This is a genomic window from Bacillus sp. 95MFCvi2.1 (assembly GCF_000374965.1).
Classification (GTDB): domain Bacteria; phylum Bacillota; class Bacilli; order Bacillales; family Bacillaceae_G; genus Bacillus_A; species Bacillus_A pseudomycoides.
Map to the genome: position 1 here is coordinate 19,263 of NZ_KB895702.1, position 12,910 is coordinate 32,172.

The window sequence follows — 12,910 nt, forward strand, 5'->3', positions numbered from 1 at the left end:
TTCTATTATTCGTTCACCATTTGTAACTTTTTTCTTTGTTCATCATTTGCCAAACTTAGCAGCGTCTGTTCAACATGCGGCTGTAAATGCTCAAGCGTTACACTTGCACCCAGTTTCTCCGTATGATCCACAAAGTTTAATAGCGCCATCGCTCCTGAAGTATCCATATAATGCACATCATTCAAACGTAATGTCAAATGAGATTTGACTTCTTGCAAAGAAGAGAAAATACGGTCAACAGATAGAAAGGAAAGCGGCCCCCGAATCATATACAATGCATCTTCCCCTTCTTCTTTTACAATAGAAGCTTTTCGTTCTTTACATTGCACTATATATAAAATGAAGGAAAGCACTATGCCAAACGCAACCGCAATCATTAAATCAAATTTCACTGTAATCACCATTGTTAAAAGCATAACGACAGTATCACCTTTTGGGGCTACATGCATCTTTTTCATGCTATCCCAATCAAACATTCCGATACCTGTTAAAATTAAAATACCCGATAGTACTGCAAGTGGAATATATTGTACAACCGCACCAAGTCCAATAATGAAAATAAATAAAATGATGCTATGCATACAAGCTGACAATGCTGTTTTCCCGCCACTTCTTATATTCACAATCGATCTTACAGTTGCTCCTGCTCCTGCTAATCCGCCAAACAATCCACTCATGATATTCCCTAACCCTTGGCCAATCAATTCTTTATTACTTTTATGGCGCGTACCTGTTACGTTATCCATCACAACAGATGTTAATAAAGAGTCAATTGATCCTAATAACGCGATACTAAGTGCTGGAAAAATAAGTTCAAGCACTACTGATCCACTAAAAGATGGTACATGAAGAGAAGGTATTGCTTCTGGAATTGCTCCAATTTTTTCAATCATCTTGTTCAGAGGAATCGTTCCCACAAAAGGTAATTGAATCGTAAGTCCTTGTAATACATGAGAAAATAATGGCAATGTTGCCGTAACTCCAACTAACGCAATTAGACTCGCCGGAATCGCTTTAATCCACTTCCCTGCAACAAGCATAACGAGAATTGTTAACAGAACAAGTAAAAAGCTATTCTTTACATGCTTCATTTCACCTAAAATAATGATAAGTGCAATTCCATTCATAAACCCTGAAACAACGGGATATGGAATATAACGTATATAAGCTCCAAGCTTACATACACCAAATAAAATTTGAAACAACCCGGCCATCATAAATGCGATAAAACTTGCTTCGAGTCCATGAGTTGCGATAACTCCTGTCGCAATCACCGTAATTGGACCTGTAGGACCTGTTACTTGCCCTGCTGTGCCACCAAACAGCGCTGCAAATAATCCCGCAAAAATCGCACCATACAATCCGACTAACGCCCCTTCAGATGTCCCCGTTGCGGCAATCCCAAATGCAATTGCGAGCGGCAGTGCAACAATCGCCACGGTAAAACCCGCTAAACATTCTTTTGCTATTTTTTGAACCATAAAAAAATCACCTCTACATAAAATGAAACTTTAATCAGTGAGGGGTCTTCAGTCCCACTGATTATTATCTCTTACCAATCGGGCTTTTACTGACAGTTCTTCTCTCACTAACTTCCTTGCTTTCGCTAAATTTTGAGGTAGAAGTGTTACATGCAGGATAATGTCCACGTTCCATTGTAACGTGAGAAAGGCGCGTTCGTCAGCGCCTTTTAGAAGAAACTCTTTACAGTATCGTGAAGTAACCGTCTTCATTTTTCACATTCCCTTCTCGCTAACGCTTTAGAAAAAAATCCCCCTATGCTATAATGAACGGATTAAATCTTTTACTATATATTTGGAGGCAATATGCTAACTTTTGAAGAAAAATTATCGATTATCGAATCTTTCCCGCAATTAGAAAGAAAGAACGTGTCATTAAAACGTGTAAACTTTCACTTTGAAGAAAGTCGCTTAGACAAAAAGAACGTTGTTTATCATTTACATCCAAATGGAAATGGCTTTGTATACGCTAGCGGCATTAACGGTTATAAAACAGACGATAAAGGCATGGTTAACATCCGTGAATTTTCAGCAGACGAACTACGCTCATTAATTCAAAAATCAATTGAACTTCTATCCCAAGAACCCGAAGAAGTAGTCGCACAGGCTGCACCTACTAAAGAAGAAGAATGGCATAATGAAGACGGCCATATTCTTACTCTTATCCAAGAAGACGATATGTGGAATGTGTACGCAGGTAGTAACTTAGACGGAACATTCAATTCTTATCCAGAAGCTGCAGAATACCTTGATGAAGAAGGTTTCTCACGCAAATAAAAAAAATGCCTTTCCAAATTGGAAAGGCATTTTTTTTATTGTTTAGCACCTTTTAATGACTCTCTAAGTACAAATTTCTGCAATTTCCCACTCGCATTACGAGGAAGTTCATCTGCAAATACGTAGTGGCGTGGTCGTTTATAGTCTGCTAACTCATCACTTTCTTTACAATACTTTTCTAAATCTTCCGCCGTAATATGTTCATCCTTTTTGACCACTACCGCAACAACACGTTCACCCCATAATTCATCTGGTTCACCAAGTACAGCAACATCTAGTATCCCAGGATGACTATGCAGGAAATCTTCAATTTCACGCGGATAAATATTTACCCCGCCGCTAATGACCATATCATCCAAACGATCGGCAACGTATAAATAACCATCTTTATCTAAATAACCTAAATCACCTGAGTGATACCATCCTTTATACATAGACTTTGCTGTTGCTTCTTCACGATTATGATATCCTGCCATCATAGTTGGTCCACGTGAAATAATTTCTCCCACTTCATAAGGTGGTAACACGTCATCTGGTTCTGCCGGCCCCTCTTCGTTCGGTTTTACAATTCGAATTTCATGACTAAAACAAGGCGTTCCAGCCGAACCAGCTTTCGTAATTTGATCTTCTTCTACTAAGAATGCAATAACGGGACCCATCTCTGTCATTCCATAAATTTGAACAAGATCGATATGCAGACGCTCTTTACATTCTTTTACGAGCGCTGGTGCCATCGCAGCTCCGCCATATACTCCAATTTTCATCGACCGTAATTCATATTGTGATAAATCCTCTTGTAACAGCATATTCCACATCGTTGGCGCCGCAAAGAATGTTGTAATCTTTTCCTTTTGAATTGTATGTAACACCGTCTTTGTATCAAAGTGATGTAAAATGATATTTTTTCCGCCAACTTGAATTCTTGGTATAATACCAGCATTTAATTCACCGCAATGGTACAGTGGTGCTACTGCAAGGCCAATACTATCACGGTTATATTTTAAGAAATACGTGCAAATCATACTATGTTCAGCCATATCACGATGACGATGTAGCACCCCTTTTGGATGACCCGTTGTACCACTGGTATAGAGCATCGAACAATAATCTGTTTCCTCAACGACAATATCCACTGCCTCAGATGAAGCTGCATTTACCTTTTCATGATAAGAAGCAGCGTATGAAGGTGCATGATCTTCTATGTACCAAAAAGAACTATTTGGGAAATCTCGTTCAATGGCAGCAACCGTCTGTTCAACGGCTTTTTCAAATACAACGACTTTTGAGGATGCATCCATGAGGATATAAGCTACTTCTTTTGCTTTTAAACGGAAGTTAATCGGATTGAAAATCGCACCGATTTTCGCACAAGCGAGGTAAACGTTTACAAATTCATGACAATTATATAAATAAACAGATACAGTATCTCCTTTTTTCACACCTTCTGCTAATAATGCTTGCGCCGTTTTATTGATCTGTTCATCCCATTCTTTATATGTCCAACGAATGTTCTTTTCTGGTTCTACTAACGCTTCTTTATTTGCATATTTCCCTACCGTTAAATCAAAAATCCTCCCAATCGTCATATACATGTCAAAATATGCCCCCTTTTAACTTTCATAATTCTATCATTTCGTCTATAAGTAGACATTTCCTCTACATTTTTACCTTCTTTTTCTGATCATTCTCGACAGCGTTTTACAAATATATATTCATTTTGATTTGTAGGCATACACGTATCTGCTATGAAAACAAAAGGAGTGCTCCACTCATTTTCTCCCTTTGTTTTTACTTGGCCTGGGGCTAAAAAAGCAATCTATGCATGGACGGACTCTCTCTCCCATCCAAAGAATGGTTTTTATTAAAAAAAGAGACTGAAACCTAAAAACTCGCAATATGCGAACCTTTAGGTCAGCCTCTTACCCCGCTTTAACGGGCAGTAATACTCCCACCTTAAATTTTAGCAGAAGCCAAGAAGTTAGGTGTGAGATAAACTGCCCGTAAAAGCCCGATTGGTTCAACTAATAATCCGTGGGGGATGAGAAAAACCCCCACGGATTAAAGTTTCACTTTAAGAGAATAGCTCTTTTAAAATTTCAAGCTTATCTTCTGTATATTTGATATAACCATCATTATATGATTTCGGATCTTTCGGGTTTGCAAAATGTGTAATTGCCCCTGTCTCTGGATGCACAAATTTACTTGATGCACCGCAGCCAAGACCGATAATAGACTGTACTTCTTCCATAATCACGATATTATAAATACTTTCTTGCGATGGCATCGCATAGCCTACATTTTCTAAGTTACCTAAAATGTTCTTTTGGCGGTATAAATAATAAGGTACGTAATTATGATTTTTCGTCCACTCTTCAGCCTCATGCATCATCGCTGTAATTTCTTCACGACCTGCCACTTTATATTTACGCTTATTTTGCGTCATTTCAGAAGCACGCTTAAATGATAATGTGTGAACTGTTAATGATTCCGGCATTAACTTTTCCGTTTCATCTAACGTATGTTTAAATATATCTAGTCCTTCACCTGGAAGACCAATAATTAGGTCCATATTGATATTGTTCATTCCCATTTGACGTGCTAAATGATACTTTTCAATCGTTTCTTCCACTGTATGATGGCGCCCGATTGCTTTTAACGTTTCTTGATGGTACGACTGCGGATTAATACTAATGCGGTCGATGTTCCATTTATTTAATACTTCTAGTTTTTCTGGCGTAATCGTATCAGGACGACCTGCCTCAACTGTTACTTCGCGTACTTCTTTCACATCCGGGAACGATTGGTACATTTCTTCATACAACATGTCCATCTCTTCTGCTGTAATACTTGTTGGCGTACCGCCTCCGTAATAAATCGTTGTAACCTTAACACCTTTTTCTTTTAGGAACTTACCAATTTCACGAACTTCGTAGTGTAAGCCTCCTAAGAAAGAATCAACCGATCCTTGACGTCCATTAATCGCATACGCCGGGAATGTACAATATGCACATTTTGTCGGACAGAACGGAATACCGATATAAATACTTACTTCTTCTTTCAAACGATATAAATCTGGAACAACTGCTAATTGACAGTCCACGATGCGCTGCAGAAGTTCAATTTTTTCTTCATGAATTAAATAGCTTTCACGAAGTTCTTTATGCGCTTCTTCTTTTGACATGCCATTTTGAAGCATTTTATGAAGAAGTTTCGTTGGACGTACTCCTGTTAAAATCCCCCAACTTTGTTCAATTCCAGTTAGCTGTTGCAAGACAGAAAGATACACATATGAAACAACATGTTTTACTTGTTTCATACGTTCTTTTTCTACTGTGAAGGAAGATAAATCTTTTTCAAACGTTTCTTCATATACATTTCCAGTTGCAACGTCTGTTAAACGTGCTGAAGCTGTCACGTTTCCTTCTATCTTTATTTCAACAATAAGATTCGCATCTTCTTTCTCAAATCCTATCGTGCTTTCTTCAAAAAATAAGCCGCTAATATTTTGTAGCGGACGTAAAAAACGATCATCTTGTAACGTTTTTATTGAAATTAACAACACTTATCACCTTTTCATTTGTAAACTCTCTTTAGTTTACTTGAAGGGTGACTAGAGGTCAATATAGAAGCTTTTCCTCATTTTCCCGGAAAGACAAACACTAAGAAACGCAGCTTTCAGGCTGCGTTCTTTCGTCATCTTGTCACCATTTATGAACCTGCGAGTGATTTTTTAAAAATGGAAGTGGAAATTGCTTTCGAAAATGTTCCTTAATCATATATTCCACTCCGTTTTCACTATTGGAACGTGTAATCCAATCTGCTGCTTGCTTCAATGGAATAGGTGCATCTCCCATTGCAACTCCTAATCCAACACCCGCGATGACATCTAAATCTTCCAAACTATCTCCAATTGCCACCATTTCATTCAATTCGATCCCAAGGTGTTCTCCTAATAATTGTAATCCTCTTAATTTCGATACATGAAGCGGAAGAATTTCTACCCTTCCCCCACCGGATTCTATATACTCGACATTTTCAAATGCTTTTTTCAACGTTTTAAGCGCGCGTTCTCTTTCTCCTCTACTTGCAAAGACAACATCAATTTTCGGAGCTGAAACAGGCTGATCACGCAGTGCGTCACCTAATGAATCTACAAATTGAACAGGATAAAATAACGGATCCGAACTTGATAATACAGTGCGTGCAATTAAGTTTGGTGTATTTCGCTCACGGTTACCGATTGAAAAACGTTCATGTGAAATACGGACATTACATTCAAAATGTTCGAGCACTTGCACGATATTAAACGTTTTTTCTTCTGATAATCGTTTTTGAACAAGCGGCTTATCTAATGAAGCAGAAATAAAAGCACCGCTATGCGTAATTAATATAGAATCTAGTTTTAATGACTTTGCTATTTTATGAGCCGATTGAAAGTGCCGACTTGTAAACAGCGTAACATATACACCTTTTCGTTTGACAAAATCAATAGCTTCTCGTGTTCCTTTTGGTATCTTCCCATTTTTCTGCAGGAGCGTCCCATCTATATTAAGAGCCAACAAGCGATAAATCACGTCGCATTCCTCCTCTTAGCTGCTTTTACTCTATCCATAATTTATGAACTAAATTTGTTAATTAGAACGAGTTAGAATTTCGTACGCAAATTTGGTTTAATATATACGTATATCATCAGTAAAGGGGATACCAATATGAAAGCACCTCCTTCTTTTTATGAGGGTGATACATTAGAAATTGCTAAAAATTTACTTGGTCATAAACTTGTACATATAGTAGATGGAATAAAACGAAGTGGATTCATTGTAGAAATAGAAGCGTATAAAGGACCAGATGATAAAGCTGCACATAGTTACGGGGGAAGACGAACCGAGCGAACGGAAGTTATGTTTGGCGCACCAGGACACGCTTATGTATATCTCATCTATGGTATGTATCATTGTTTTAATATCATCACAGCTCCAGTTGGTACCCCGCAAGGCGTTCTTATTCGGGCATTAGAGCCAGTCGATGGAATAGAAGACATAAAAATGGCACGTTACGGTAAAACAGATCTTACGAAATCACAATACAAAAATTTAACGAACGGACCTGGAAAGCTATGCCGCGCACTTGGCATTACTTTAGAAGAACGTGGCTTATCCTTACAAGGTGATGAATTATATATTGAATTGGTGCCAGAAGCAGAGCAGCTATCTTCTCAATATGAGATTGTAACAGGCCCACGCATCAATATTGACTATGCTGAAGAAGCTGTTCATTATCCTTGGCGTTTTTATTTTAAGAACCATCCATTTGTCTCTAAATGAAAAAGAAGCCAAATCGGCTTCTTTTTTTACTCCGCACCTTCCGCAGTCGCAATATCATTTTCAAGATTTTCTCTAGATAAATCCGCTGCCATAAAATCAGCTGTTTCTGGAAGTGCTAAATGCATATGTGCTTTTTGACAAATTTCGATCGTACAGTTTTCTACAGTAAAATCAAAAACATGTCCGCCTCCGCTTCGTTCATCATCAATATAATGTAGATGGAAACCGGCTACTCCAATACCTTGCGCATAATCTGGTGTCCAAAATCCTGCCATTGTTCCTTTCGTATGAGAGAAAGAAAAAATCGGCTGTGATTTTGTCACTTCTACAAGTGGTGTATATGGTTTTTCTTGACACGGAACGGTTCTTGTTCTTACTTCACGGAATGTTCCATCCATACGAATCGCATAAAATAAGTTTTTACTTGGCATTAATTCATGTAATAAAGATTCTACTTCTTCACGATTCATTGGACGATCAATTGTATAACTCATTTCTTTTTCAAAAAATGTTACAGTGGCAAACGGTGTTGTTTCTTCCGGTGCTACCATTTCTGCAGAACCGTCGGAACGCAAATGATAAAATTCTCCATCAAAAGCAATCATTTCACCATCTAATTGATCAAACGTACCGATGCCAAAATCGCCGTGCTCTTTTAATTTATCAAAGTTGATAATGCCATCATATATACCATCCAATAAAGCTAGCATTGTTGACGTTTGATATACTTCATTATTCGTTTTCATCTTTTTCGCATCAATATCTAATAATTGTGCAATACTCATGTCTATTCTACTCCTTTACCACTAGTTCAATTGGTTTGGTAGTAATTTTTCACTTAATTTAATGTTATCGCGATAATCAATTGGAATATCTACAACTACAGGACCTTCTGCTTTCAGTGCTTCTTGTAATACCCCTTCTAACTCTTCTGGAGAATTCACACGAAGTCCAATAGCACCGAAGCTTTCTGCATATTTTACAATATCAACATCACCAAATTCTGTTGCTGATGTTCTGCCGTATTTCATCATTTGTTGGAAGGCAACCATATCATATGTACCATCTCTCCAAACAAGATGAACAATCGGAGCTTTGAGACGTACTGCTGTTTCTAGTTCCATTGCAGAGAATAAGAAACCACCATCTCCAGAAACAGAAACCACTTTTTTACCTGGTTCCACCAATGTCGCTGCAATTGCCCAAGGAAGTGCGACACCTAATGTCTGCATACCATTACTAAATAATAAACGGCGTGGTTCATAAGAGCGGAAGCATCTTGCCATCCAAATGTAATGTGAACCGATGTCACATGCAACAGTTGTTTCATCATCAATTAACGAACGAAGTGTACGAATGACTTGCAGTGGATGTGTAAGCCCTTGTGAATCGCGAACTGGCACTTCGGCTTGCTCTGATAATTTCGCACGTAATTGATCTAAAATAGCTTCTGATTTTGTTGACAAGATAAATCTTGGTAATTGCTCTGCAATGCTATCTACCGTTAATGCAATATCACCAATTAATTCGCAATTTGGTTGATAGTCATGGTCAATATCAGCTTGATGATCGTCAAGATGAATAATCGTTCTATCCCCTAACTTATTCCAAAACTTCGGATCATACTCAATTGGGTCATAACCGATAGATAGAACAAGATCGGCCTGTTCTAATAAAATATCGCCTGGTTGATTACGGAATAACCCAACGCGTCCAAAGAAATGATCTTCTAATTCACGTGAAATTGCTCCAGCTGCTTGATACGTTTCAACAACCGGCAATTGTGTATCAGCAATTAACTCACGAACTGCTTTCGTTACTTCATTTGTGCTCGCTCTCATACCAAGTAAAATAACTGGTAATTTTGCAGATTTAATTTGTTCTACAACTGCTGCAATTTTATGTGTGGGAGCGATACCAAGTTGCGGCTGAGAAAGCGTGCCAATAGATGAAACGGACGTTTCAGCAGTCATAACATCTTGTGGAAGACTAACAAGCGTTGCTCCCGGATGAGTAGAAGTTGCACTGCGGAATGCATTTGTAAGTGCTTCTGGCACATTATCAGGATGCTCTACTTCTACGCTATATTTTGTGATTGGTTCGAATAGTGCAGCATTATCCATAGATTGATGCGTACGTTTTAAACGATCTGTACGGGGCACTGCACCCGCTAAAGCAACAACGGGATCACTCTCTGCCGTAGCAGTAACAAGACCTGTCGCTAAATTTGATGTCCCTGGTCCCGATGTAACAAGACATACACCTGGTTTCCCTGTCAATCTCCCAACAGCCGCTGCCATAAATGCTGCGTTTTGTTCATGACGACAAACGATTAACTCAGGTCCACGCTCTTGCAACACGTCAAACACAGAATCAATTTTTGCACCTGGAATACCGAAAACATGTGTAACTCCTTGTTCGATTAAACAATCGACAACAAGATCGGCTCCTTTTGTTGTTGTTTTCACGTTGTTTGCTTTTACTTCTGTACTCAAACTAATCATCCCTTTATGTCAAAATCGTGTACAATAAAGCTAGTTATTATGTAAATCAGCCATATATTACACCTGATTAATTAATGTGGTGTAATATATCTTGTTGATTATTATATTATAAATGTATTACTTTTCCAACAATATGAATTCGAAATTATTTTGACAATAAAAAATGAAAACCCTTACATGTATTTTGTTATATCGAAATAATATTTTTTATAAATTTTTACATTTGTATCACATATTTTTAAAGGTTTTCTCAACAAATATTCCTTGCCTATCTTTACTTTATTTCCTGTAAAACTTTCCTTTTATGCAATTGATTGAGAAAAGGAACTTCTGCGAACTCCATAAAAAAAGACGCTTCCCTCTCAGGAAACGCCTTTCTCATTAAGCCTGATATGCAGTATATAATTCTTCAAGTGGCTTCATAATAATTTTGTTAATATCGCCGATTACAACATTTAAGCGTTGCTCTGCTTCCATTAACTTTACGATTTTTGGATCTTGTTGAATAAGCGCTACAACTTCTTGTGCTTTTTGGTTATCTTCTTCTGTAATTTCTTGTCCTTGCATCATCTTTTGTTGTAAGCCCATTTGCATTGTACGGAATTGATCAAACAGTTGTTTTGATGCCGCATCCCCTTGTACTTCTGCATAACTTGCTTTTAAAGCTTGGAAATCTGTATTTTCTGCAATTGCTTTTTGTAATTCATATGCAACATCATGAATGTTTTTTGTCATTGTATTTTTCCTCCTTTAACGGGCTTGGTCTATTGTCCCCGCCCTTTGAGTACCTTTTGATACGCACCTTCTTACAATAACAAACTATGCACGAGATGTGAAGAAATTTCACTTTATTTATCGAGAGGAACTGTTCTTGTGAGGACAGAGACAGGAGAATCCTCCACCTCAAGCTCTTGTAGAGGTAGGTGGGGGTAGTAGTACAAATTGAACTACCGATATAAAACCTTTCTTTTTAGGGTGAAGAGAGAATCCGCCCATGTATAGAAGCGGTCAGTTCCTTTTCCTACCCCATACCAAGTAAAAACAAAAGGAGAAAGCGAGTGGAGATCTCCTTTTGTTTTCATAGCCGTAACTGAGATGGTGAAAAAGCAATATATATATTGAAAAACCGATTGAAAACCTTTCTTTTTAGGAGTGAGGGCGTCTGTTCATGCATAAAAGCGGTCGGCCCCATGCTATGTGAAAACAACAGGAGAACATAAGTGGATGTCTCCTGTTGTTTTCATGGCCGTGATTTGTATATTGAAAAAGTAACATGGATTTATATAGACAAAGCGTTACATTAGAAAAAGCAACACTATACCTTGAATCAAACCTATTGTCCCCCCTAACAACGCTCCCAAATATGTAATCATCTTCAATTCACTCTTCGTAATTGATAACACAAGATCTTCTAATCTCTCTGTTGAGAATGTAGATACTTCTTGTTGTACAATTTCAGCAAGATGTAAATTTTTCAAAATCTGTTCGGTATTGTTTGTCCCCCATGCTAAACCTTTTTTCACTAAACTTGGAATCATTGTTTGTACAACTTTTTCCCGAACTGGTTCACACACTTTTTGAACAGACTGATTGAAAAATCCTCTTACAGTTTCCTCTATTTTAACTGTTGATAGGATTGACTTTACAATCGTTTCTTTCTCTATAAAGGAATCTAGTTCCTTCACTTCTCTTCCCTTTAATTTCTCCCACTCTTTTTGCAGTACATCACTTAAAAGCTGCTTCGTTCCTTCTTGTCCTAAAAACTTAATCACTTCTGGCTGCAGACGATCCACTAAACTTACATTCCCTAAAAACATACCTACTAAATTTAATAATGTACCTCGCGAAGCAAAAAAGTCATCAATCATTTTGGCAAGCCGCTCTTTTCCCTCTTCACTTTCAAAAAAGCTTTTACCTCTTTCTAAAATAAATGATGCTACATTCGGAATCATTTGTTCCACTTTTTCATGAACAGAACTAGGCAAAGCTTGTTCCCACGTATATGTATAATATTGTGATAAAAACGTATCAATTTTTTCCACAATCATACTTTCAATTTTTTGGACGGTCTTCCCTTCCACATGCTCCAAGCCCCATTTTTCTAAAACCTCTCGTAATGATTGCTCATTCACCAAAATTTTATCTATCTCTACTTGTCCCCACTGAATCAGCTCTTGCTGAAAGTTTTCATCTGTTAATTTCTTGCCGATTCCTTCTGGTGTTAACAAATGATCCACAACCATTTTCCCTAATTGAACAGCAAGTTCATCACGACGCTTCGGAATCAATCCGGGCGTAAAAGGTACTCGAAACTTTCCAATATAAATAGGGCGATGCGGGCGAAATAACATTTTTATCGCTAAATGATTCGTATACCCACCAATTATTGCTCCTAACCCTGTCGTTGTTAACATATTTAACCACATATTCATTACACAATACCAGCCTTCCATTTCTCCAAATATATATATCTTACTACAACCTGTTACAAAAACAATACACAACCAGCCATTTATCTTGATATACACTGACTTTCTCCATCCATCAGCTACCTTTTGCGATTTCTCACGGCTTAAGATGCGAAATAACTACCATATTTCCCCGAAATGCAACCACTACCATGACGCACAAAAGATGACCTCCACTCGTTTTCACTTGGCATGGGACCGAAAAAGAATCCGACCGCTTCTATCCATGGACGGATCCTCTTTCCCCTCTAAAAAGAAAGGTTTTTCCACTTGTATGTACATAAATCCATTTCGATCTTTCCATACATCAGTCACTG

At 37.9% G+C, this 12,910-nt stretch carries 11 protein-coding genes; 2 read left to right on the forward strand and 9 right to left on the reverse strand.

Annotated elements, in window-relative coordinates; translation table 11 throughout:
• Positions 1-5 precede the first annotated feature (5 nt).
• Positions 6-1,481: a SulP family inorganic anion transporter gene (locus C568_RS0117730; protein WP_018782308.1), complete on the reverse strand. Its 1,476-nt coding sequence runs from the start codon at positions 1,479-1,481 to the stop codon at positions 6-8.
• Between the two features lie 48 nt (positions 1,482-1,529).
• The gene (locus C568_RS0117735) at positions 1,530-1,733 is read right to left on the reverse strand and encodes a hypothetical protein (RefSeq protein ID WP_018782309.1); all 204 of its coding nucleotides are present in this window, start codon (positions 1,731-1,733) and stop codon (positions 1,530-1,532) included.
• Positions 1,734-1,826: 93 nt separating this feature from the next.
• Here C568_RS0117735 and C568_RS0117740 point away from each other — a divergent pair, with 93 nt between their 5' ends.
• Positions 1,827-2,297 carry a hypothetical protein gene (locus tag C568_RS0117740; RefSeq protein WP_003195524.1) on the forward strand — a complete coding sequence of 157 codons (471 nt, stop codon included), beginning with the start codon at positions 1,827-1,829 and terminating at the stop codon, positions 2,295-2,297.
• Positions 2,298-2,332: 35 nt separating this feature from the next.
• Here C568_RS0117740 and C568_RS0117745 read toward each other — a convergent pair whose 3' ends face one another.
• The 3 genes from C568_RS0117745 to C568_RS0117755 form a co-directional block, all read right to left on the reverse strand.
• Complete coding sequence (locus C568_RS0117745; RefSeq protein ID WP_018782310.1) at positions 2,333-3,889, reverse strand: fatty acid--CoA ligase; 1,557 nt, start codon at positions 3,887-3,889, stop codon at positions 2,333-2,335.
• Between the two features lie 479 nt (positions 3,890-4,368).
• Entirely contained in the window at positions 4,369-5,859 is a 1,491-nt protein-coding gene (locus tag C568_RS0117750) for a coproporphyrinogen III oxidase (protein ID WP_003195520.1), read from the reverse strand.
• Between the two features lie 139 nt (positions 5,860-5,998).
• Entirely contained in the window at positions 5,999-6,871 is an 873-nt protein-coding gene (locus C568_RS0117755; RefSeq protein ID WP_018782311.1) for a Cof-type HAD-IIB family hydrolase, read from the reverse strand.
• Positions 6,872-7,006: 135 nt separating this feature from the next.
• On the opposite strand from C568_RS0117755, the gene C568_RS0117760 reads away from it, so the two are divergent.
• Positions 7,007-7,621, forward strand: a complete 615-nt coding sequence (locus tag C568_RS0117760) for a DNA-3-methyladenine glycosylase (RefSeq protein WP_006093675.1) — start codon at positions 7,007-7,009, stop codon at positions 7,619-7,621.
• 26 nt (positions 7,622-7,647) lie between these two features.
• Here the strand turns inward: C568_RS0117760 and budA are convergent, their stop codons facing one another.
• From budA to C568_RS0117785, 4 genes are all read right to left on the reverse strand, one after another.
• Positions 7,648-8,406 (reverse strand): acetolactate decarboxylase, encoded by a 759-nt coding sequence (gene budA, locus C568_RS0117765; protein ID WP_006093676.1) that lies wholly within the window; start codon positions 8,404-8,406, stop codon positions 7,648-7,650.
• 21 nt (positions 8,407-8,427) lie between these two features.
• Positions 8,428-10,116, reverse strand: coding sequence for an acetolactate synthase AlsS (gene alsS / locus C568_RS0117770; protein ID WP_018782312.1), 1,689 nt, complete (start codon positions 10,114-10,116; stop codon positions 8,428-8,430).
• A gap of 390 nt (positions 10,117-10,506) precedes the next feature.
• Positions 10,507-10,860, reverse strand: coding sequence for a YlbF/YmcA family competence regulator (locus C568_RS0117775; RefSeq protein WP_006093678.1), 354 nt, complete (start codon positions 10,858-10,860; stop codon positions 10,507-10,509).
• Positions 10,861-11,420: 560 nt separating this feature from the next.
• The gene (locus tag C568_RS0117785) at positions 11,421-12,578 is read right to left on the reverse strand and encodes a DUF445 domain-containing protein (RefSeq protein WP_006093679.1); all 1,158 of its coding nucleotides are present in this window, start codon (positions 12,576-12,578) and stop codon (positions 11,421-11,423) included.
• Between the last annotated feature and the right edge of the window lie 332 nt (positions 12,579-12,910).

What these genes read in the sequence shown, in the direction of transcription:
- C568_RS0117730 (WP_018782308.1), bottom strand. Translation starts at nt 1,481, where the DNA reads ATGGTTCAAAAAATAGCAAAAGAATGTTTAGCGGGTTTTACCGTGGCG.
- C568_RS0117735 (WP_018782309.1), bottom strand. Translation starts at nt 1,733, where the DNA reads ATGAAGACGGTTACTTCACGATACTGTAAAGAGTTTCTTCTAAAAGGC.
- C568_RS0117740 (WP_003195524.1), top strand. Translation starts at nt 1,827, where the DNA reads ATGCTAACTTTTGAAGAAAAATTATCGATTATCGAATCTTTCCCGCAA.
- C568_RS0117745 (WP_018782310.1), bottom strand. Translation starts at nt 3,889, where the DNA reads ATGTATATGACGATTGGGAGGATTTTTGATTTAACGGTAGGGAAATAT.
- C568_RS0117760 (WP_006093675.1), top strand. Translation starts at nt 7,007, where the DNA reads ATGAAAGCACCTCCTTCTTTTTATGAGGGTGATACATTAGAAATTGCT.
- budA (WP_006093676.1), bottom strand. Translation starts at nt 8,406, where the DNA reads ATGAGTATTGCACAATTATTAGATATTGATGCGAAAAAGATGAAAACG.
- C568_RS0117775 (WP_006093678.1), bottom strand. Translation starts at nt 10,860, where the DNA reads ATGACAAAAAACATTCATGATGTTGCATATGAATTACAAAAAGCAATT.
- C568_RS0117785 (WP_006093679.1), bottom strand. Translation starts at nt 12,578, where the DNA reads ATGGAAGGCTGGTATTGTGTAATGAATATGTGGTTAAATATGTTAACA.